Origin of the sequence: Atopobium sp. oral taxon 416 (genome assembly GCF_018128285.1) — a bacterium.
GTDB lineage: Bacteria > Actinomycetota > Coriobacteriia > Coriobacteriales > Atopobiaceae > Olsenella_L.
Window position 1 is genome coordinate 692,158 of sequence record NZ_CP072380.1, and the last position, 21,687, is coordinate 713,844.

The 21,687-nt window shown below is 55.2% G+C and carries 23 protein-coding genes; 10 read left to right on the top strand and 13 right to left on the bottom strand.

Features of this window, described 5'->3' with window-relative positions:
- Window positions 1–374 precede the first annotated feature (374 nt).
- The 6 genes from J4859_RS03725 (at window position 375) to J4859_RS03750 (ending at window position 9,404) form a co-directional block, all read left to right on the top strand.
- The gene (locus tag J4859_RS03725) at window positions 375–3,581 is read left to right on the top strand and encodes a Spy0128 family protein (protein ID WP_249113854.1); all 3,207 of its coding nucleotides are present in this window, start codon (window positions 375–377) and stop codon (window positions 3,579–3,581) included.
- Window positions 3,581–5,221 (top strand): isopeptide-forming domain-containing fimbrial protein, encoded by a 1,641-nt coding sequence (locus J4859_RS03730; protein WP_212332958.1) that lies wholly within the window; start codon window positions 3,581–3,583, stop codon window positions 5,219–5,221. Before J4859_RS03725 ends, J4859_RS03730 begins: the two co-directional genes overlap by 1 nt.
- 20 nt (window positions 5,222–5,241) lie before the next feature.
- Window positions 5,242–6,852: an isopeptide-forming domain-containing fimbrial protein gene (locus J4859_RS03735; RefSeq protein ID WP_212332960.1), complete on the top strand. Its 1,611-nt coding sequence runs from the start codon at window positions 5,242–5,244 to the stop codon at window positions 6,850–6,852.
- A 137-nt stretch (window positions 6,853–6,989) separates the two neighbouring features.
- Window positions 6,990–7,961: a class C sortase gene (locus J4859_RS03740; protein WP_249113855.1), complete on the top strand. Its 972-nt coding sequence runs from the start codon at window positions 6,990–6,992 to the stop codon at window positions 7,959–7,961.
- A gap of 592 nt (window positions 7,962–8,553) precedes the next feature.
- Window positions 8,554–8,706 (top strand): hypothetical protein, encoded by a 153-nt coding sequence (locus J4859_RS03745; RefSeq protein ID WP_212332964.1) that lies wholly within the window; start codon window positions 8,554–8,556, stop codon window positions 8,704–8,706.
- 560 nt (window positions 8,707–9,266) lie between these two features.
- Window positions 9,267–9,404: a hypothetical protein gene (locus J4859_RS03750; RefSeq protein ID WP_212332966.1), complete on the top strand. Its 138-nt coding sequence runs from the start codon at window positions 9,267–9,269 to the stop codon at window positions 9,402–9,404.
- An 827-nt stretch (window positions 9,405–10,231) separates the two neighbouring features.
- Here the strand turns inward: J4859_RS03750 and J4859_RS03755 are convergent.
- The gene (locus J4859_RS03755; protein ID WP_212332968.1) at window positions 10,232–11,044 is read right to left on the bottom strand and encodes a spermidine synthase; all 813 of its coding nucleotides are present in this window, start codon (window positions 11,042–11,044) and stop codon (window positions 10,232–10,234) included.
- 205 nt (window positions 11,045–11,249) lie between these two features.
- On the opposite strand from J4859_RS03755, the gene J4859_RS03760 reads away from it, so the two are divergent.
- From J4859_RS03760 to J4859_RS03770, 3 genes are all read left to right on the top strand, one after another.
- Window positions 11,250–12,071 (top strand): gluconate 5-dehydrogenase, encoded by an 822-nt coding sequence (locus tag J4859_RS03760; protein WP_212332971.1) that lies wholly within the window; start codon window positions 11,250–11,252, stop codon window positions 12,069–12,071.
- 52 nt (window positions 12,072–12,123) lie between these two features.
- The gene (locus J4859_RS03765; protein WP_212332972.1) at window positions 12,124–12,762 is read left to right on the top strand and encodes an RpiB/LacA/LacB family sugar-phosphate isomerase; all 639 of its coding nucleotides are present in this window, start codon (window positions 12,124–12,126) and stop codon (window positions 12,760–12,762) included.
- A gap of 114 nt (window positions 12,763–12,876) precedes the next feature.
- The gene (locus tag J4859_RS03770) at window positions 12,877–13,923 is read left to right on the top strand and encodes a LacI family DNA-binding transcriptional regulator (protein WP_249113747.1); all 1,047 of its coding nucleotides are present in this window, start codon (window positions 12,877–12,879) and stop codon (window positions 13,921–13,923) included.
- Window positions 13,924–14,170: 247 nt separating this feature from the next.
- Here J4859_RS03770 and J4859_RS03775 read toward each other — a convergent pair whose 3' ends face one another.
- The 8 genes from J4859_RS03775 to J4859_RS03810 form a co-directional block, all read right to left on the bottom strand.
- Window positions 14,171–14,341, bottom strand: coding sequence for a hypothetical protein (locus J4859_RS03775; RefSeq protein ID WP_212332974.1), 171 nt, complete (start codon window positions 14,339–14,341; stop codon window positions 14,171–14,173).
- 109 nt (window positions 14,342–14,450) lie between these two features.
- Window positions 14,451–14,654 (bottom strand): hypothetical protein, encoded by a 204-nt coding sequence (locus J4859_RS03780; RefSeq protein ID WP_212332976.1) that lies wholly within the window; start codon window positions 14,652–14,654, stop codon window positions 14,451–14,453.
- A gap of 178 nt (window positions 14,655–14,832) precedes the next feature.
- The gene (locus J4859_RS03785; protein ID WP_212332978.1) at window positions 14,833–15,363 is read right to left on the bottom strand and encodes a hypothetical protein; all 531 of its coding nucleotides are present in this window, start codon (window positions 15,361–15,363) and stop codon (window positions 14,833–14,835) included.
- Between the two features lie 142 nt (window positions 15,364–15,505).
- Window positions 15,506–15,682, bottom strand: coding sequence for an integrase core domain-containing protein (locus J4859_RS16000; protein WP_212333015.1), 177 nt, complete (start codon window positions 15,680–15,682; stop codon window positions 15,506–15,508).
- Between the two features lie 445 nt (window positions 15,683–16,127).
- On the bottom strand, window positions 16,128–16,310 hold the full coding sequence (locus J4859_RS03795; protein ID WP_212332982.1) for a hypothetical protein: 183 nt from the start codon (window positions 16,308–16,310) through the stop codon (window positions 16,128–16,130).
- Window positions 16,311–16,762: 452 nt separating this feature from the next.
- Window positions 16,763–17,146 (bottom strand): hypothetical protein, encoded by a 384-nt coding sequence (locus J4859_RS03800; RefSeq protein ID WP_212332984.1) that lies wholly within the window; start codon window positions 17,144–17,146, stop codon window positions 16,763–16,765.
- Window positions 17,136–17,372, bottom strand: coding sequence for a transposase (locus J4859_RS03805; RefSeq protein WP_212332986.1), 237 nt, complete (start codon window positions 17,370–17,372; stop codon window positions 17,136–17,138). Before J4859_RS03805 ends, J4859_RS03800 begins: the two co-directional genes overlap by 11 nt.
- Window positions 17,278–18,078 (bottom strand): transposase family protein, encoded by an 801-nt coding sequence (locus J4859_RS03810; protein WP_212332988.1) that lies wholly within the window; start codon window positions 18,076–18,078, stop codon window positions 17,278–17,280. Before J4859_RS03810 ends, J4859_RS03805 begins: the two co-directional genes overlap by 95 nt.
- A 26-nt stretch (window positions 18,079–18,104) precedes the next feature.
- Here J4859_RS03810 and J4859_RS03815 point away from each other — a divergent pair, with 26 nt between their 5' ends.
- The gene (locus J4859_RS03815) at window positions 18,105–18,410 is read left to right on the top strand and encodes a transposase (protein WP_212332989.1); all 306 of its coding nucleotides are present in this window, start codon (window positions 18,105–18,107) and stop codon (window positions 18,408–18,410) included.
- 53 nt (window positions 18,411–18,463) lie between these two features.
- Here the strand turns inward: J4859_RS03815 and J4859_RS03820 are convergent, their stop codons facing one another.
- The 4 genes from J4859_RS03820 to J4859_RS03835 form a co-directional block, all read right to left on the bottom strand.
- Window positions 18,464–19,279, bottom strand: coding sequence for a DeoR/GlpR family DNA-binding transcription regulator (locus tag J4859_RS03820; RefSeq protein ID WP_256436814.1), 816 nt, complete (start codon window positions 19,277–19,279; stop codon window positions 18,464–18,466).
- 498 nt (window positions 19,280–19,777) lie between these two features.
- Entirely contained in the window at window positions 19,778–19,930 is a 153-nt protein-coding gene (locus J4859_RS03825) for a hypothetical protein (protein ID WP_212332991.1), read from the bottom strand.
- 258 nt (window positions 19,931–20,188) lie between these two features.
- Window positions 20,189–20,968 (bottom strand): transposase, encoded by a 780-nt coding sequence (locus J4859_RS03830; RefSeq protein ID WP_212332992.1) that lies wholly within the window; start codon window positions 20,966–20,968, stop codon window positions 20,189–20,191.
- A gap of 182 nt (window positions 20,969–21,150) precedes the next feature.
- Window positions 21,151–21,414, bottom strand: coding sequence for a transposase family protein (locus J4859_RS03835; protein WP_212332993.1), 264 nt, complete (start codon window positions 21,412–21,414; stop codon window positions 21,151–21,153).
- Window positions 21,415–21,687: the final 273 nt, after the last annotated feature.

Here is a 21,687-nt window from a genome sequence, read left to right on the forward strand (position 1 = left end):
CACTCGACGCGCTTGTAGCTGGCAAGGAAGGTAGAGATCCCCACCTGACCTCTCACCTTCCCGCTAGTGTCTCATGCACTCTTCCTTCGTGAACTTGCTATCGATCATATACAAAACCCCTATCTCCTTGAAAGCCCGTTGCCATGTGATCAAAAAATTTCTCCCTCAATATGCGAGATTTAGCTTGCGTTTTCGGGGGGGGGGGGGGGGTAGACTCAGGGCATCTCAACAAGGAAATGTGCATTCGCAATATACGCAAATAGGAACAGCAACTCGCTGAGTTTGGGCTGGCGGCATCTAGGCAGAAATGGGTCACCATGAGTAGCAGGCAGAAACAAACGAGACATCATGTATGGTTCAGGTTCGTTTTGCTTATGGCGATGGTGCTGCTCGTATGCCAGGGCGTGGCAATCGCATCGGCCTCTGGCGTGTCGGAGGCGGCGGGTACGCGGGATGTTGCCGCTACACAAGGCGTCACTAGCGATGACGTTGCCGTATCTGAACAGCCTGTAAGGCATACGGTGCGCTTTGACGCCAACGCGGCAGATGGTGGATCCATGGAGGATGTCGTGGCCACGAGCGGGGGAGCTGGCAGTACATGGTCGCTCACCCTACCCGCATGCGGCTATACGCGCTCAGGCTACAAGTTTACGGGATGGTCCACAACGGCTGATGGCGTCGACGTGAAAGACGATGCAGCCACTGAGCAGAATGAGGCCATGCCTGCTATAGCCGTGCCCGACAAAGCAGTGCTCAACGGATGGAACTACAGCCTTCAGGAGAACGGGCAAGACACGACGGTGGCCCTTTCGGGTGCCGTCAAGGACGAGACCCTTACGCTGTATGCTCAATGGGAGCCTGAGGGTGAGAGTACAGATGCGTTCAACCCTACGGATCCAACGAACGATCAAGGTGCCGTCAAGGACGAGACCCCTACGCCGTATGCTCAGTGGGCACCTGAGGGTGAGAGTACAGGCGCGTTAAACCCTACGGATCCAAAGAACGATCAAGCGGGTAGTGCGTTTGGTGCGGGTATGGCGCCATTATCTGCCAGAAGGTTCGTCTCGTCTCCCAATGCCCTTGGGTCAGATGCGGGTTCCCATTTCCACGCCACTATCACGGCGGGCAAGACCTCCTATTCCGCTGGCTCGACGGCAATCGTCTCGGTCAAGTATGACATCGACCCTAACTCGGTCCACGAGGACGACTACGTGACTGTGCGCATTCCGCAGGACATCGCGAAGAGCGCACGGATAAGCGTCTCGCCCCAGCACTTCAAGCAGGTGGTGGACAACGGTGACGGTACCTACAGGCTGGTGTTTGGCCCCAACGCCGAGGCCTCACTCACGGGATCGTTCTCGGCCTTCGTGACCACGGCCGATGTCGCCACGGAGACCTCAGACGATATCGAGGTGGGGGGCGATGCCCTGCGCATTACGGTCATCCCCACGGGCAGCGCCGGCGGGTCCTCAGGCACATACACCGATGCCATTATGAAAGACGCGATGGACAACGGAGGCAAGGTCCAGTACGGCGACTATGACTACTCGGAGGGGCGTGGCAATAAGGCTGCCCAGACAGGGGTCTATGACTCGACGAATGACCAGAGTCTCAAGTACCGCCTGTACGTGAATCAGAAGATGGCATGGATGCACGATGTCACCGTTGTGGACACTCTTCCTGACGGTATGACCTTCGACACCTCCCATGCCATTGAGGTTGTCTATAAGGACAACCAAGAGCCGGTCGACCCGAGTCAGTACTCAGTGTCTGCGGAAGGCAACAAGCTTACCTTCAGTCATCCGGGCTCCTTCTATCGCTCCATCCAGATCAACTACTGGGTTATCGCCAAGGGCGGCGAGAATGTTAAGTACACCAACCGTGCTGAAATCAACTACAAGGATACCAACAACAAGACCTACCAGGAGCACCGCAACTATGTCCTTCAGGGGAACAACTACAGTGCCGCCAGCGGTGAGAAGAGCGTCGATAAGACGATCGTTTCACAGGACCCTGCCGATCAGTGGGTCACCTACACCTTCAAGTTCTGGAACAACAATGGTTTCCAGGAAGGAGAGATCAAGCTCGACGACCAGCTGCAGGACAGCCGGGTGAAGTTCCTGTATGCCGAGGGCAACGACAAGTTCGACGTGAGCTATGATGCTGCAACCCATACGGTGCACATCAAGAACAAGACAGCAATTGGCGGAGACGACACCGAGTACGTGCGCTTCGTCGTGGACTTTACCGACGTGCCCGACGGCACCACCGTGTACAACAGCGTCAATGGTGGTAACACGACCAAGACGCTCAAGATGCCCTCGGTCAAGTTCCACGCGACGAAGACGGTAGATGGTGCGGCGCCAAACGCCTCGCTGGACGGGAAATTCAAGTTCCAGCTGCTCGACGCCGATGGAAACGTGCTTCAGACAAAGGCCAATAGTGGTGGGGACATCACCTTTGACGCCATTGAGTACAAGGAGGGGGATATCGGCAAGACCTTTACCTATACCGTCCAGGAGACCCCAAGTGACGACGCGGATGTGGCGAACGCCTACCAACTCGATGAGACGAAGTATACGGTGCAGGTCGTTCCCACCAAGACAACGGATGCCCAAGGCAAGGAAGTCGTGGTCGCCACGCCGGTCATCACGAAGAATGGCTCCTCCGTTGACGCCATGAGCTTTGACAATACATCAAAGACGGGAAGCCTCAGCATCTCCAAGGTCGTAGAGGGAGCAACGGCGGCTGCCCAAGGCAAGGACTTCCACTTCAGGTTGTCCCTCAAGGACGGCAGCGGCAACACGCTGCATGGAAGCTACCCCTACGCAACATACGATGCACAGGGAAATGCGGTGGACGGTGCTTCCGGGCAAGTCGGAGATGGCGGCACAATCTCCTTGAAAGACGGGCAGCATGTCGTGCTCACCGGTCTCCCCGCCAACGCAGCGTATGAGGTGCAGGAGGTGGACGTGCCGAATGGGTTCACACTGACCTCTTCGGAAGGCACGACAGGGACGATAACACCGGAGGGCTCCTCCGAAGCATCGTTCAGGAATGCGTATAAGACGTATGGCAGTGTCACTCTGGAGGCCACCAAGGTATTCAAGGGTGCCTCATTGGGCGATGGGCAGTTTGCCTTCGAGCTGAGAGATGCTGCGGGGCATACGATGCAGACGGCCCACAATGACGCGAACGGAAAGGTTACCTTTTCGCCCATCAGCTACTCCGCATCGGATGATGGGATGACCTTTACGTATCGGATTGTCGAGGTGAATGATGGCCAGCCTGGCGTGACATACGATACGCATACGTGTCTGGTGGAGGTTAGGGTTGCCGATGATGGCGCAGGGAACCTTACGACCACGACAACATACAAGACGGATAGCCTCTTTGGTCTTGATGGCTCAAACAACACGTTTACCAACACGACTGCGAGTGCATTGCCCCAGACGGGCGACAGCGGACTCGGTTGGCCAATAGGTCTTGGTACCCTCGTCTTTACGACGGCGCTGATTGTGTTCTGGAGGAAAGGCGGCCCCAGTTGGCTTGACTCACTCAAGAGGGGAGGCGACGAGTAATGAGGAACGCTAGGTTGCGGGGTCTCGTGGGACATGTTGCGGTCATGACCGCACTGGCTCTTTCTGTAGCGGCACTGCTTTGCATGGGATTTGCCCGGCCCGCATTGGCCGAGGGGGCACTAATGCTTCGAGTCGATTCCGGATCCGGACATTCCTATACGGCATACTGCCTTCTGTCGGGGACGGCTGACGGCGATTCTCTGGCGGACCCTTCCTTCGACAACGCCATGTCAGATGCCTTCTATCAGGGGTTGACCACCATGCCAGAATGGCGGGACACGAGCCAGAGCGCCTCTGACCCTCGCGTTGTATGCGATTGGATGGGTGAGCAGATTGGCAAAGACAGCGAATTCTCCTTTACCAGTCGGCTGGCAAAGCTTGCTGCCAGCAGCAGCTCGAAGGGTGTGCCGATCATGGCGAATAAGGATGTCCCTCTCCACCAGGGATATTGGCTGATCGTCGGCAAGGACACGGCTCCGATCTGCGTTCTGGTAGGCCCGGGGACCAAGACGGTCAGTGAGAAGAAACCTTCGGTCCCTTCGTGTAACAAAGAGGTCACCAAGCGGTGGGGTAACGGTTCGATGGGTGGCTACTCCGATACTGCCACAGCTGGGGTTGGCGATACGTTGCACTACCGCATCACGGGCACGCTTCCTACCAATTATGGCAGCTATGACACTTACCTATATCGATTCGTGGACACCATGGACGCGAGCATCGTCGTCAAGGCGGATTCGATACGGGTAAAGGTCCTTAAGACAGATGGCACCGAGAAGGCCGACCTTACCGAAAATTTTACGACCTCGTTTGAGGGCACGCCTGCAGGACGTACATCGTTGGTCGCCTCCATTGATAATCTCAAGGGAGTATATCCAGAGTACGCACAGGGCGATTCGATCGTGCTCGAGTACGATGCGACGCTTGATGCCTCGAAGGCAACGATGGGGTATGAGAGTCCCAACAAGAACGTCGCCCATATCGAGTACACACGTGAACCTTCCACGGGAGGGGTGGGCGCCACAGAGAATCATAGGACGAACGTCTATTCCTTTGAGCTGAGAGTGCACAAGACGTCGTCGCGCGATGCAGGCACGGTGCTTGCGGGAGCCGAATTTGTCGTTCAGAGAAGTGACGGTAAGTATCTCGCGGCAGACGGCACATGGTCGGATTCGAAAGATGATGCCAGACACTTCGTGACCGATTCGGACGGGATGATTTGCGTCCGCGCACTTGATTTGGGTGACTATAAGCTCATCGAGGCCAGAGCCCCCGAGGGATATCAAACCCTTGGCGCGCCCGTCGACGTGACGTTTGGCGGGGATAGTGCACAGAAGAGCTTGTCTGTGTCGACCGTCAGCCAGGCGGCAGCCGTAGAGGGTGTCAGCGCCCCGGCTGGATACGCCGTCATCCAGATCAAAGACGCTCCAACGGGAGAGACTCCTCCCGGCGGCTTCACGTGGCCACCGATATCTGGAGGCTCGTCTGGTCCGATACCTCAGACAGGGGATCCCCCGTATCTCTGTGTTGCTGCCATTCTGCTGATAGCAGGAGTGTTGGGAGTTGGATTGGGTGTAAAGGCTCGAAGACGTGCAAGGGTAGATGATCCAGCCAAAGCCGCCGAGAGCGAAAAAAGGGCATAGTGCCCGGAAAGGTGAAGAACATGGAACATAAAGGAATTGCAAGAAAAGCAGTAACTGCGGGTCTTGCTGCAGCGATGGCCCTCTCGATGGCTTTTACGCCGGCAGTGGCTCTTGCTGCTCCTGGTGCGACGGGGCAGATTACCGTCACTGCCGATTCAGGTGACAATGCGAGCACCAAATATAGCGCCTACCAGATTTTTGCGGGTGATGTGGTCGATAAAGATGGCAGCAAGACGGTTGCCAACATCGCCTGGGCGAATGACAGCGTCCGTACCGCGGTCGTAAACGCTATCAAGGCTGAGGACAGCTCGTATGCCGACCCGACCGATGCCTCTGCCTCCGCGCAGCAGGCCGCGGAGTTCATCAACGTGCACATTACGGGCACCAACAATACGACCATCCTCGACAATGCGAGCTTCGGAAACAAGCTTGCCGACGCTGTCGACGGTATTGCAGACAAGACCACGGTCACCCCGGGTACGGCGGCATCCCTCCCCGAGGGCTACTACCTGATTGTCACCGCCGATGTGAACGGCAAGGTCGACCAGAACGGCACCTCGCCCATCTTCGCGATTGTCGGTGGGTCCGCTGTCACGGTCAAGGAAAAGACGACCGTCCCGACCGTCGAGAAGCAGATCAAGGACGACGACGCGGCGAATTTCGGCAAGGCCGCCTCGTCCGAGCTGGGCAAGAAGCTCGACTATCAAATCACGGGTACCGTGGCCTCCAACCTCGCAACTTATAATACCTACTATTATGCCTTCAAGGATACGCCCTCTGCTGGTCTCGACATCGACCAGAGTACCATCCACGTGACCATCGATGGCACCGAGGTGGATCCGAGCAGCTATACCGTAGCTGCAACGCCGGGCTCCCTCTCCGTCGAGTTCCAAGATCTGAAAGCGGCCAAGAACACCAAAGGGGCGGCAATCAGCGTCAATGCCACATCCAAGGTCGTCCTCACCTACCAGGCATCGCTCAATGCGAATTCCGTCATCGCCTCCCAGGATAATCCCAACGAGGTGCACGTCGAGTACTCCAACAATCCCAACACGGACCAGCATGGCTTCACAAAGCCCGATAAGGTCAAAGACTATACCTACAAGCTGGGCCTCGTGAAGAAGGACAAGCAGAACCAGAGCCGCGCGCTTTCGGGCGCAAAGTTCACCCTGCAGGTCAAGAACGCTGACAACACGTCGGGCGACAATGGCAAGTATGTCCAGGCGGACGGATCGCTCGGCAACACCGCACACGAGTTCACTACCGGGACGGATGGCACCATCTCTGTCGATCACATCGACGCCGGTACCTATACCGTGAAGGAGACTGTGGCGCCGAAAGGCTACGAGCCCGTAAGCGACTTCGACGTCACTATCACTGACAATACAAAGGATATGTCGACCGCCGATGACGCGCTTACGCTGAGTGCAGCCTCGACAGGCAGCCAGGATGTCAAAACCTCTGCCGACGCGAACAAGGGGACTGTTACGATTACGGTGAGTGACGTCAAGAACAATGGTCTTCCCTTGACCGGCCAGTCCGGCCTCATGGTCACCGTCCTCGTAGGCGGGGCGATTGTGGCCGCTTCCGCAACTGCTATGGCTAAGCGCAAGAAGAGCGCAAAGGAGTAGCGTTTGAGTAAGGCGTAGGACAGGGGGGCCGATGATGTCCTAGAAGAAGGTGGAGAGGGGCTGACGTCAGCCCCTCTCCCCATGTTCGTTTGAGTGTGCGCCGGTGCTGCATGCGGGTCGGCACCCATGCGGTACATATGGGGTGTGCTGAGGTAGAGAGGGATATATCAGTGCCGAGAGTGACGCATACAACAAAGCACACAAAGCCCCCTATACTGCCCATCCTCGGGCTTCTGGTCGGCCTTGCCATTCTGGCTGCGCCAATTATTACAGACCTGTACGCCAGTTGGGTCAATTCACAGGCGATTTCGTCCATGACGAGCGTATCAGACGACCTCAATAATCCAGCACGGCTGTCCTGTTTGGCTCATGCCTACCAGTACAACGCGTCGTTGGCGGGTGTCCCGTATCAAGACATGAAGGAGACAGCAACGGAGGAGTTGGTCGCTGATGCGCAGGCTCGCGGCGAGAATGCCGAGGTGCCGGATGTCGGTTCGGAGCCATCTGAGCAGCTAGACTACCAACAGCAGCTGTCCTATGGGCAAGACACCGCTATAGCGTGGATTGAGCTGCCCAAGATCGGCGTCAAGCTCCCCGTATACCATGGTACAAGCGACGAAGCACTCGCGGAGGGCTCGGGGCATCTGGAAGGAAGCAGCCTCCCCGTCGGCGGCTTATCAACCCATACTGTACTCACCGCGCATTCCGGCACACACACGCAACGAATGTTCGACGACATTCGTCGTCTCGACCAAGGGGACGTGTTTGTTATCCATACCCTTGGCGTCTCGTATGCTTATGAGGTCGATTCCTCGGAGGTCGTGCTCCCTGACGAGATTCAATCTCTTGCGATCCAGCCAGGGAAGGACCTCTGTACATTGGTGACCTGCACCCCGTATGGCGTTAACGACCACAGGCTGTTGGTCCATGCACACAGGACGACAAGGCTTCCCGAAGCCCCCAGCGCGGGCGATGCCATAGAGGGGCTTCTTGGGATACGAACGCTGCCCCTCATGCTGGCGGCCGCCGTTCTCGTTGGGCTTGTTGTTGTCCATCACATACTTCGACGCAAGGGTCGCCGGTACGCGCCACGTCACATCGCCTCATGATGCTGCACCACAGCTCGCATGACGCCTGATACTCTAGCTTAAGCTTGCCCAAGCAGCGCCTTCGCCTTGAGCTCGCGGTGAGCTTGGACATCCCGACTCTCTTCGCGATCCTGGCTATCGGCTCTCCGTTCCTGTACATCCCTCGTATATCTTGAATCTTTTCCGCGCTGATCATTTCCTTCTGCCCCCTTTCTGTCGGTACTGAAGCAACGACAGAAAGGGGCATCCTGGGGATGGTCGGCGTGTCTATGCTTATACTCGAAAAATCTTTGTGATGAGCGGGGCGGTAATGCAAATCCGTACCGAGCAACTGGTCTGGAGGACAGATGTATACTCTCGAGGAGAGGACGAAAGCTGAAGAGCTCTATGTAAGGTACGGGAAGTCTGCAGCCACCGCGATTTGCGAGCTGGGATATCCGAGCTGCGTCCAGCTCGTGGCATGGTATAAGGAATGGAAGGCAGGCAAAGGCAATCTGGCAGCGCCACAACGCAGAGTAGAAGCGCTCCGTTGTAGAGCACTATCTCTCCCATAGCGGATGCAATGCCTTCACGCGCCGCGAAATTGGCTACCCTGGATACACGCAGGCCTGGAGTGGCTACAGTGAATGGGACAATCCCATGGGGGACTGAGGCGCTTGGGAAAGACGTCCTGCAATGGCAAACCCCCAAGCATCCAAGAAAGTTCCACGAGAAGTTCAAGCGCCAGATGGTTAAGCTCTACGACAACGGCAAGCCGACGTCTTAAGATACCTGAGGAATATGAGCTGCGCCGCTCGACTCTGCACCTTCGGGTGAAGGCGATCCATAAGAGCGGCTCTACCAGAGCCGCCGCAAGCAGGACCCCTGAAGAGCAAGGGCTCATCGAGCTTGCAAGGGGAAACAGACAGCGCTGATATACGCACTAAGGTAGCCGTGATAGAGGAAAGCTCCGATCACCGCCTGATATCTGTGCAATGTTAAGATCCTAGGTGTGAAGAAGCTGCCCCACTGCTCGATTGCACTGCCGTAAGAAGGCCGCCCGATCCCTTAAGCGGAAACGTAGTCGCTGCGCAGACACGACAGCCACAGGCGCTGTGGCGCCAGGAAGGGCAAGCTCGCCTCTCGAAGGCGCAGACGCGATAACGTAGAGGGTACACGCCTATGCACCCAACGAATCCAAGCTGACCTGCATCCTTAAGCGTGTCTTCGACGCTCACGTACCGCACACCCACCTTACAGGCGAGCTGACCTACGTGTACGTGCTTTGCATCTGGCACCTGAGTCTGTCTGCACCTTGAGCTGGACATCTGCCATATCGGCAATCACATGTCCGGCGCAGGGAAACTTATGAAGTCGGTCTCTGTAAGCGTGGCGTTTTCGCTCTTTGACAAAGACGTGTCCCACACCAAGTGCGGTTTTAAGTTCGACAGTGCGGCGATAGGCGAGCTCTTCGAGATCATGTGATCAAGGTGCAAGGAGGGCTTCCCTGTGACAGCGCTATCGTCGAGTCCACCAACACGATACAAAAAGCCGAGTTTGTCTACCACAAGTGCTTCGAGAGCCTCTATGAGCTGCAAGCTGAGCGCTTAGGTGTGGTGGTACAGCTACAAGCGGATGCACTTGAAGCTAAGTTAGATGGGCCCGATCGAGTTCAGGGAAGAAGTCCCTCACGATTCCGTCCAAATAGATGTTGCCCAACCATACGACGCCAGGGAGATATCGCGCATGCTCGACAAGGACAACCTCCTCAGAGATATCAACCGCCTGTGCTCCCTGGTAGAGACCTTCCTAGACTCCCACGCCAGGTTCAACAGGGACAACCTCCCAGCCGCTCAACCTGTTTCACGTTATGATGAACGGTTCCGCAGACAGGATGGAGAAAGCGGCCAAGGTACTCGACCGCGCAATGTGCGTTTCCAAAACGCTGTTCTTCGGGGAGTTCTACGACATGATGCCCAGCTTGGAGAACCAGCAGGTTGAATACATCAGCACATTCTGCAAAGGGTGATTTAATTGTCATTAGTGCTGGCAACTCTGAGGCTGCCGGCACTTATTTTTTTCTTGGCGTATTGATGGCTTTGAAGTGCACTCTCCGGGAAGATGAGGCCATTAGTGTAAGCCGGATATTCCTTGATCTTGCATTCCGCATCGATACCTAAGAGGCAAATGCTCTGTCCCAGTTTGAACATAGCCCAACGACGATTATTCCATAAAGCATATTGGCAAGGCGACCATGCAAAAGGATGCTTCCTAGAACAATTTTATTTGCTGATCGTTTCATGCAATTGCTGTTAGAGGTCGGCTCTGTGCAGGGGCTCAAGCAGGAAGTCCTTGTCGAAGTTGATTGCGTCTTTCTGCTTCAGCGGGGCATCTGAACCGAGGACGAGATAGTTGTCTTCCACGGATCCCGTCTCCTCGGTTGCCCTGACGATCTCGACGTAGTGGAAAGACTGGACAAGGGCCGCGGTAACCTGCCTCAGAAAAGTGAGATCCTGCTTATGTCCCTCAGAGACAATGTTGGTGACGAAGATGCCATTCGGTGACAAGGTTCTGTGTGCTTCTGTCACAGCCTCTGCCGTTGCCAATATCTTTGCCGGGCGTCTGCCGAAGAAAGCGTCGATTACGAGGGCATCAAGACTCCCCGTCGGTTGTTTTTCAAGGTAGGCTCGGCCATTGCCTTGGATTACGTTGAGGGAGCCACCTGCCTTCTTTTGTACCTCGATCGCGTCATCCAGAAAGAACCACTTGCGAGCGATTCTAATCATGGCAGGATCGATCTCTACCACATCGGTTGTGATGGTTGGGTGCTCCTGTGCGATCATCTTGGGGAAGGAGAAACCACCGCCACCGATCATCAGCAGATGTTGGGTGTCAGGCCTGATATCAAAGAGCCGATCGAAGGAACGGATGTAGGCAAAGGGTGGTACCAACCAATCTTCACCGAAATAGGTAGCTGACTGCCAGACGCCTCCAAGCTGGAGGATCCGCTCGTAGTTTCCATGTGGATCTTTTCTTGTGAATATATAGGCGAGCCCTGCTCGGGTACGCGCGAGGTGCGACATCAATTCAGGGGCATGTGTGCTGTTGGTAGAATGACGAAACATGAGAGTAAGGTCCTTTGAATGCTTAGTGATTGAACGATTGTAAGTATATGTGCTTAGGTGAGTTATCTTTTTGAAGACTGTTCAAGCAAACGACCTGCTCAGATGAAAATTTTTATTGATATTGGTTTCATCGGTTGACAAAACCGGTTTACTAACCTTAACTGAAGGCTGTAAAACAAAGAACCAAGAGGAGATAAGAGGAGCTATGCCTGAGCAACAACATTTTGATATAAACTCATTCAGACTTGACGGCAAAGTCGCCTTGGTGACTGGCGCTACCTATGGTATCGGTATGGCAATCGCCATAGCACTCGGTGATGCCGGAGCAAAGATCGCTTTCAATGCGCGTCATGCAGACAAAGTGAAGGCTGCAGAGCAGACCTACAAAGATCGTGGCATTGAAGCCAAGGGCTACGTAGCAGACGTCACCGATGAGGAGCAGGTGAAGAAACTCGTCGCTGATGTGGCCAATGACTTGGGTGTCATCGACATTCTCGTTAACAACGCCGGTATCATCAAACGTATCCCGATGCTCGATATGTCTGCAGAGGACTTCCGTCAGGTCGTCGACACTGACCTGAATGCACCGTTCATCGTCTCAAAGGCTGTGATCCCCGGCATGATCAAGAAGGGCCATGGCAAGATCATTAACATCTGCTCAATGATGAGTGAGTTGGGACGCGAGACCGTTGCAGGCTATGCTGCGGCTAAGGGTGGATTGAAGATGCTGACTCGCAATATCTGCTCTGAGTTTGGTTCCCAGAACATCCAGTGCAACGGTATTGGATCGGGCTATATTGCAACTCCGCAGACCGCTCCGCTCCGTGAGCGTCAGGCGGATGGCTCCCATAACCCGTTTGATTCCTTCATTCTCTCTAAGACCCCTGCTGAGCGCTGGGGCACCCCGGAGGACCTGATGGGCTCTGCCGTATTCCTGGCTTCCGATGCCTCCAACTTCGTCAACGGACAGATCCTCTATGTGGACGGCGGCATCCTGGCCTACATCGGTAAGCAGCCTGAGGTATAGAACTACTTACATAAGTACTCAGATAATCTGTACATAGAAAGGTTGAACAGATATGAAGATCGCTCTTATCAATGAGAACAGCCAAGCGGCTAAGAATGCAATGATCGAGAAGGTCCTGAAGAAAGTCGTCGAGCCGATGGGCCACCAGGTATTCAATTACGGTATGTATTCTCCTGACGATGAAGCACAGCTCACCTATGTCCAGAACGGCATCCTCGCTGCTATCCTGCTCAACAGTGGTGCGGCTGACTATGTCGTAACCGGCTGCGGTACCGGCGAGGGCGCTATGCTCGGCCTCAACAGCTTCCCGGGTGTAATCTGCGGCCATGTGGAGGATGCACTGGATGCTTATACCTTCGCACAGATCAACGACGGTAATGCAGTAGCGATTCCGTTTGCGCTTAAGAATGGTTGGGGACAGGAGCTCAACCTCGAGTACATCTTCGAGAAGCTATTTGGTTTTGGTTCCGGCAATGGCTATCCTGCAGAGCGCGTTGAGCCTGAGCAGCGCAACAAGAAAATCCTGGCCAAGGTCCGTGCAACGATCATGCGTCCGCTCACTGAGATCCTTCCTGAGCTCGATCAGGATCTGGTCAAAGGTGCTCTTGCTGGTAAGCACTTTGATGAGTACTTCTTTGCCAACGCAAAGGATCAGAAGATCATCGATCTAGTTAAATCACTGCGTGCTTAGTTTATAGTTTTACTGATTAGGTTTACTATAGGTTTACCAATTTGAAGTTGAGGGGAATCTCTATGCTTCTCAGCTTCCTATCTATCAAGAGAAAACCCGAGGGGAGGAGCTCACGTGGCAGAGGCGAAACAACATCGACGGATAACCATTACGGATATTGCCCGCATGGCTCAAACCTCGAAGACGACCGTTTCCTTCTTTTTAAATGGCAAAACAGAGCGCATGAGCGAGGCTACTAAAGAGCGCATACGGGAAGTTATCAAGAAAACCGGCTACGCCCCAAGCCCGGTTGCCCGTGGCATGAACGCCAAGCATTCACATCTGATTGGCGTCATAATAGGCGACATCACCAACTCGTTTGCCAATAGACTAGTCCAAGGTGTTGCGGAGGCGGCTGAAAGACGGGATTACAGCCTTCTGGTGTGCAGCTCCAACTTTAATCGGCACGCTGAGCTGAATTACATCGACCGTCTGCTCGCTGTGGGCGTCGATGGGTTCATTGTGCAGCCGACCGCACAATCGATGGAAGTCACAAAAGCTATCGAACAGGCGGGGAAGTCTTTGGTATTCCTCGACTCAAACCTCTACGGTGCCAACTCCTATTGGGTGAAGACCGACAACTACAATTCATCTTACAGAGCAGTATGCTCCTGCGTTGAGGCAGGCTATGAGAAGTTTGCCATCATCTGTGCTACTCCGGGGCTGATCACCTCGCGTATTGAGCGCTTCGGTGGCTTTATGGAAGCAGTGCAGGAATCCGGAAAGGAATTCGAGCAGTTTGAGTTCAATGGGGACCAGGTAGATCAGAAAGCGGTCGGAGACTTCCTCCATAAGGTGATTGATGGGAAAACGCCGACGCTTATCTTTGTACCGAATTGCTGGGCGTTGCCGGATATCTATACTGCGATGAGCCCATATTACAAACTGATGCCCAACACTGTGGGTCTCTTAGGCTTCGACAATACCGAATGGATCAAACTCGCTTCTCCCAGTGTCTCTGCGGTGATACAGCCGGCGCATGAAGAGGGTAGAATCGCCTGTGATCTGCTCGTTGACAGTATTGAGCACTGTGACATCAAAGAAGCGCACCAGATTCTACAGTGTGATACTTGGTGGGGAGACTCCACCAAGTATGTGGACCCTTCACTCGTGAGTCTTTAGGATCGTCCTATTTCTTGTGAATTATGATTGATTCTGACACCAATGAAAGCGGTTGCAACAACCGTCTACAAAAGACTATTCAGGTACTTCATGACAGGATAGAAGGAGACAACTGTCGTTGGCCGTATCTGGTTGTAGCTGTTTCCCGTGCATGGTGTGCTATAGATAAAGACTGGTAAATGAGCTATTATTACTCAATCACTCTGTAGATATAAGATCGGGGGTGCGGACGATTTCTTGAAGCTTATCACGCCGCCCCTTTGAGTGCAGCCCTCTGGTACTCCATGGGCGTCCTCCAGCCCAGCGACAGCTTCCTCCTGGACTCGTTGTACTCCACCATCCGGCGGTCGACCTGCGCGATGAAGTCCTTCGCGCTCCAGCTGGACCAGTCCCTCCAGTAGAACCTCTCGTTCTTCATGATCTCGAAGAAGCCTTCTGATGCGCCGCATGCGATTATATACTGAATAGGCACCAGACAGCAGGCAGGGAAGTTTGACCATCCGGCGTCCAGCACATAACGTGTTTCTCTACAGGGATTCAAGGGAGTCGAGGATATTCCCCCTGCGCTCTGTAGCGTCTGTACCCGGATTCCTGCCGGCTGCGACAAGGCCCTTTGCCAGCGCATCCTCCTTCCTGGACATGCTCGCGATCATGTACCTGTGCGTCGTCTGTACGCTCTCGTGCCCCAGCCATATGGCAATCGTCGAGAGATCGACTTTGGACTCCAGCATGGACAATCGTGCAGGAGTGGCGGAACACATGGGGCTTAGATTCGCTTCCCGGCGAGGGCAGGATGGACCTCCGGCGCACGGCCGCCTCGATCCGCGATCTTGCACCCGACCTGCTCAGATGTTTGACATTTCTTCCAGGGAAGACGAAGTCGTCGAGTTTAATCTGTAACGCTCGCGTTTAGGTCTGCACATCCGGCCGCGGCTCGAGCAGCGACAGATCCGTCGGGTCGATCCCGAGCTTGCCACAGAGCGCCGCGGTCCTCTTCTTGACCGGCACCGCCTGCCAACCCCCTTCCGTCCTGCAAGCCCTGACCTTGTGCAGGGTCTGCACGCAATCCTCGTAGCTCACGCCGCGGGAGTGCCCCGTGGCGGCGATCGCCTCGAGTATGCGGGCGGCGATCGTGGCGCAGAGGTGGTTCAGAAAGAGGAGCCCCTCGGTCGCCTCGTCGAGTCTGAGCGTGTCCCCGTAGATCTTGAAGAACTGCTCGACGCCCTGCCTTTGCTTGTAGAGCTCGTAGATGGCGCGACCCGACAGGTCGCAGCGGTCGGTGCGTATGGTGAGGGTGCCCGTCTCGGCGCGCTCGGCCAGCTTGGCGGCGACGTTTTCGGGCTCAAGGGCGGCGAACTGGGCGTCGGTGAGCCTGCCGCGGCCGCGCGCCCTGCGCTTGAGCTCGGCTGCGCGCTTCGCCTCGAGGCCCTCCTCCTTCATATGAGCCCTGTCAATATAATGGACAGAGGAATCTCAGATTTTTTATGCGACCTGCATCGCTTCCGGATCATACGCAAGGCCTCTCTCGAGGCGCTCGAAGAACTCCTGCATCACCTCTGCGGGCACGCGATCTCCTATGGACTTATGCGGGCGGAAGCGGTTGTAGTACGACTCGATTAAACTCGTGTGCCTTGTGCTTGGTCGTGGATGCATCTAAGAGGCGCTTATGGTAGTACCATTCGTTCTTGAGCGTGGCGAAAAGCGATTCGGCGAGCGCATTGTCGTGGCAGCTTCCGGTTCTCCCCACGGAGAGCCTCACGTCGTGTGCAGCTGAGCAGGCGGCCAGCTCTGAGCTTATGTACTGGCTGCCTGGGCTGCTTAGAATATGGCCCCTTTGGCCACGTATCCGCGCGAATATGCCATCTTCAGGGCAAAGACGACAAGCCCTGCCCTCATGTTGTCCTGTATGCTTCAGCCCACCACCATGTGTGTGCACAGATCGTGTGCGACGGCGAGATATATAAAGCCTGCCGTGGTCCTGAGATAGGTTGTATCGCCCACGAGCTTGGCTGTCGGCACAAGACACGAAAAGTCGCGCCGGGTGAGGGCGGGGCGCTCAGGGGTATCAGGTGCGGGCAGTATCGTCCTCTTGGAGGCATTGGATCAGATGCCGCAGATCCCCCAGCTTAGCCATGCACCTGCGCACGCGGTAGCGGGTCGTGCCTGTAAATTTTGCGTAACTTTGGATCTCCTGTGAGCTTGGATCAGACCCTGCAGGAGCTAAAGCGCCTGTCGCTTTCCTCCCATATCGCGCAGATGGCTTCCTTGAGGGGACCCCATAGGTCCTCACCGCCTTTGGCCTTGAGCCATCTGTAGAAGTGAGCCCTGCTCACCTCCAGTACGCGCTCCATCATCGAGACGCTGTAGGTTGCCCTCTTTGCCAGCATGAGCTAAAACCTGTCCTTCAACAGAGGTTTCTGGCGAAGAAGGCTGCCACTTTTTAGGAACTCGTTCTCGCTTTCAAGCTCGTGTATACGCCTGTTGGCCCTGTCGAGCTGCTTGTGCTCGTCGATCCTTTCCTGGGTCACCCTTTTGGTCTTTGAGTGCTTGATGATCCAGTCGTTTAAGGTCTTGTCGTTGGCCTCAAGCTTTGCGGCGCATCCTTTGATGCTCTTCTTCGGGTTGGCCTTACGTGCCTTCCTGTAGTACTTGATGGCCTCAAGGTGATACTTCTTCAGTGTAGTGCCTGGGTGTTTCCGGCTTCGTGCGGGACTTTGCCTTCTCTATCTCGCTTGCGCTCACCGACATCTCATCTCTTCAATCTGTTGGCGGTGCTGGGTGGGTATCTGGACAGAGCATATCTGCTGCCAGTCCCTGAATCCCACTGTCCACCAAAAGATTACAGCTCATCCGGTGCCGGGAGTGCGCCACGATGCCGTCCATGTGCGACTCCACGAGCCTGGCGAACCTTAGCGAAGTGCCTGTCTCCCGTTCCGCGGCAGACCTCCACTATCTGCTCCATCGCATCGCGCATGCGCTTCTGCTGCCTGTAGCCGTAGGCCCTGGAGAGCATCTCACCTACGATGTCGCAGGCAGCAAGCAGCTCGTTTTGGGCTATGAGGTCCTTGTACCTCTGGCGGCTTCCGCCCTTCTGGGTGGCCTCCTGCTTTCCGAAGAGGGCGCTTCCCCTTGAGACGATCTTTCCGGCACGTGCATCCTGCTCCTTCCTCTTCCTGGTGTCCGCACAGGACTTAAGGATGTATGTGGAGTGCTTAAGGGGCACGCGCGGCCTCAGCGTCGCCCTCCTCCTTAAGCCTTGCCTGCTCGTCTTTCCTGACCTTACAGATGACCTTCTCGTTGAAGTTCTTCACGAGGTGGAACCTGTCATAGACGACATCCAGGCGCGGGTGCCTCTTAAGGAATGCCCGCTCGAAGTCGGCGTTCATGTCGCAGGCGATGGCCTCCACATGCAAACATCCACTCAGCGAGCACGAAGTCGCAGAATTCATGCACAACCTGTCTCTTCTTGGAGTATGCAAGCCACAGCACATGCCCCATCTTAAGGTCTATGATCACGGTGGCCCAGCGGCGGCAATTGTGCAGCTTGAACTCGTCTGCGCCCAGGTAGCGTGCCGGCTTGCGGAGCTTCCTCTCTTTGTCCCCATCCTCCTCCGTATAGAGCGCCCCGAGCCTCGCCCTGTCGATCTTTTTCACGACATTTCTGTTGAGCCCTGTTATGAGGAACACTGCCTTGAGGGTCTGGCCCAAGGCGAGCAGGTCATACACGAATGTCAGGAGCGGCAGCGTGATGCGCTGGCCGGGTGCCCTGAAGGAGACGTCCTCGATGCAGGATGCCCCGCACTCCCTGCACGCCCATCTTGGCCGGGATACCTCGATCCTTGCCCTCTCCATCCCCAGAGGGAGGTGCCGAAGCGTGATGGGGGCCTTCCCGTTTTTCTCCATGGCCTTTCCGCAGCAGGGGCAGCATGGAGCTTCCTTGGCAACCATCCTGCCTGGGATAGTGAGGATCTGCACTGCCCTCTGGCATCTCCTGGTGGATGTCTCGAACTCCTCTGTGCGTGTGCTCTCTTGCGGCGTGCCTGTCTGCACGAAGCCGTCCAGATGCGAGGGGATCTGGATGAAGCCAGGAGCGGCAGCCTCATCGGCATGGGAAACGGCGGGCAGCTGGGCTGCCGCGGATGCTACACTTGTCATCGCGCTCCATTCCTCTTAGAGTCTGTATGTCGCAATGCAAGATTCTAGAGGATGGCCGCTTCTCTGTCTTTCTGGGCATCTGCCCACAGCTTTTAGGATTGAACCAGAAAAAGGTGCGAAGACGCAAGGCCGCCAACGCGGCGGCGATCGAGCTCGGAACCGGCAACGGCCGCGTCGAGGCGATCAACAACAAGATCAAGGTAACGGTCAGGATGGGCTATGGCTTTCGCAACACCGACAACCTCATCGAACTGCTCATGTTGAGGTGCTCCGACAACAGGCCGACGCTTCCGGGAAGGGCCGAGGAAAGTACGAAGAAGAAGGCTGCTTAGATGAACTTCTCACCCATAGAAACTACCGAAGGCTCAGAAAATATCCTGTTCCACTAGTCATTGGCTAGCATCAATTCTGTTGAAGTATTGGCTCTATTAAGAGCGTCTTTCACTATTCCATTGGGATCTGCATCCATAATAATTGCTGAAAACTCAGAAAGCTTTGCGAACTGGATAAATCCGTTTGCATTCACTTTTGATGAATCCATGAGTAAATAGCTTGTATTCGCATGATTCATTAGGTTGACTTTAATAGATGCTTCTGGCTCGTATTCCGTCATGAATCCTTGATTAGCCAAGAAAGCATTAGTCCCCATGAATGCTTTATCAAAATGAAGTGTCTGAATGGTTGAGAGCGTCAACTGCCCATATGTATACCTGTGTTCTCGCCTAAACGTACCACCCAGAACTACCAAGTCTATATCTAGTAGATTTCTTTCGATATATTCAGCAATAGCAAAATCATTAGTAACTACAGTAATGTCCTGTTTATTGGCTAGTTGCTTAGCGAATTCTAATGTCGTTGAACCAGTATCGATAGCGATTACATCCCCATTATGGATTAGCTTCGCTGCTTCAACAGCAATCCGTCTCTTTTGATCTATATTTACCACCATACGCTCACGTGGAACAGAGACATGTCTCGCTAAACCAAGTGAAACAGCGCCACCATACATTCTCTTAAGTTTTCCTTCTTTTTCAAGGATATTTAGGTCGCTACGCGCTGTTACTGCAGATACTCCAAATTCCTTAGTAAGGTCTCCTATTAAAACAGAGTGGTTACGCTTAACCATCTCCATAATACGTGCTCTACGATCGATCGCTAATATTTTATCGGAATTTTCCCGAGTTCCAGCCTGACGAGACATCTCTACTCCAATTAATATTTAATTCTTTGTTAGATCACAATTGACCTGAGAAAGGCCCAATGTTGTCTGGACCTTTGCCTACAATACATGTCGCCAAACAAAGACATCGAGAAACGGAAGGGCCCAGATAGATTCAATGATACTGCAGCGGATCGAGAAGATGGGCATCGAGGGAAAGCGCGAGCTCCTAGGGAAACGATGATTAATTCCCAATGATGTGCCAGAAAGGACCAGCCACGTGGCCTTTCGCGGCCGGCATAGGCATTAATCATCGTTTCCCTAGGCCGGAATGCAGGAAAGGCAGGGAAGGATGCTCATCCAGCACGTGCAAGAGCCGCCATCCTTACATCCATCCTGCCCCATGCACCGCAATAAGGCTCCAAGACAGATCAAGCGACGCTGGGAGCCGGGAGGTGCAGCCTGCCGGCAAAAGATGCACATGGGTAAGGTTTGCAAGGGCGAGGCAGACTCGAGTGTACAGGTATCTTCTCTATCCCCCTAGTAGCGCTTCCTTAAGGGGCAGAAGCGCCGCTTCACGATAAGGAAGGGTGCTTCTGCCTTTGAGCGGCCGGATGCCTTCCTGGACTCGATGCTCTTCTCGGAGAAGAGCGCACAGGCAAGGCCCTCTCTAGTCGAAGGCTTCCTTAGCAACGCTTTAGCGCATAGATGAGAGGTGTGGGTCTTTATGCGTCCTTAAGGGCGCTTCGCTATACCTATATAGCCTAAAGTCTACATAGCAGAACCTGTCATCTTCCCTTACGAGTGCATGTGCCACAGGATATGTCAGATACATTCTAGGCGCTTGGTCTTTACACCATGCACAAGGCCACCTGCGGCATCCACGCCGATATGCGCCTTGTATCCGATACGCCAGGCTCCCCCTCGTATTATTAAGGCTCTTCGCTGTTTCTAGTGGGTAGCGTATGCCAGCTTCTTCTGGGCCGTGAAGTCCAGACGGCCTAGCCTGAGCAAGATCATCGTCCTGAAGTAGTCGATGCTCCTGAAGCCCCTGGCGATGCTGCGGGCGGGCTGGACGACCGAGTTGAGGCCTTCGAGGAACGAGTTGGTAGATCCTCTCTTCCACCAGTTCAGGATCCCCTCCCGCTCCTTGCGGAGCGTTCTTGCCACGGCCTTCATCTCGGCCACGGCAGAGTGCATCATCCACGAGCAGAGACACTCTGGGGCCCTGCCTGCCGATTTTCTGTCAGCACATGAATAGACGTCCTGCAGCGCCTCTGCCATCTGGCAGGCGCGTGCCTCCCTGAGATGGGTCTTCGCAGGGTCGAGCTCCTCCCTCTTGGCGAGCTGGCGCTTTGTGAGGGTCTCCCTCCTCTTGAGCCATACGTACTTCGTCCCTGCGAGCTGCCAGCGCTTCTCCACCGACTCGCGCCGCTCTGCGCACCTCACGTTCAGAAGCTGCACCACATGGAACCTGTCCCACGCTCTGTGCGGCCTGGGGCATCTTGGCGGCGACCTCCAGCGAGTATGCCTTAAGCCATGTCGCGCGTGACCTCTAAGACCTTCGTGCGGTCCCCTCCCGTGCTCCTTAAGCTCGGCGCAGAGCCTGCCTAAGGCCTCCTTGTCCCTGCCTTGCGTGACGGCCACGGCACGCTGACAGTCGAGGTTGGCCATGATGCTGATGTAGCTTTGGTTGCACCTTTTGGCGGTGTCGTCTATGCTCACGCGCACGACATCCGAGTAGTCGGCGGCATCCCTTGCCTCGGCTACGGCCTTGCCCAGCAGCCTCCATATGCGCGTGGGCTGTCTCGTGCAGCTGCTGCGCGACCGGCGTCACGCTCATGCCAAAGAGCGCCATCACTTATCACCTGCGCCTTAAAGAGCGCGGTGAAGTGCGTCTTCGGCCGCACCTTTCAGGGCATCCTTGTGGCATGCACGCCGTCTTTGGGGCAGTCGGCCCTGGGCAGCGCGCAGTGCACGATCGTCTCGTATTGCCAGATGCTAAGATGTCTCCAAGTCCTCTCGCGCGTGTCACAGGTGCCGCACCTCCTGTGGCAGACGGGACACTCCACGGCCTGGCCCCTCCTGTGCGCCACCCTCACATGGAGCTCGTCTTGCGCTTCCTCGCGCTCCTTAAACCAGACACCCGTGACCTCCCACTCGTCGCTGAGTCCCATCGACCTCTTAAAGAGCCTTGCTAGCATCCCTGCCTGAACATCCATATCGCACCTTAGGAACGCAGCCTTCTGTCGGGGAAAATCCTACCGTTTAAAGGCCACACCCTCAAGGGGATGCAGATATGCTACCCACCATAAGTGACGAAGAGCCATTATTAAGTGGTAGCTTTCCTTTACCTGTTCCTGGTAAACGGCTACATTGTCATCAGATGCTGTGGAGTGGTCTTGCTCACCTACCGCTCGACGGTTTTAGAGAGGCTTCAGCCACAGCCT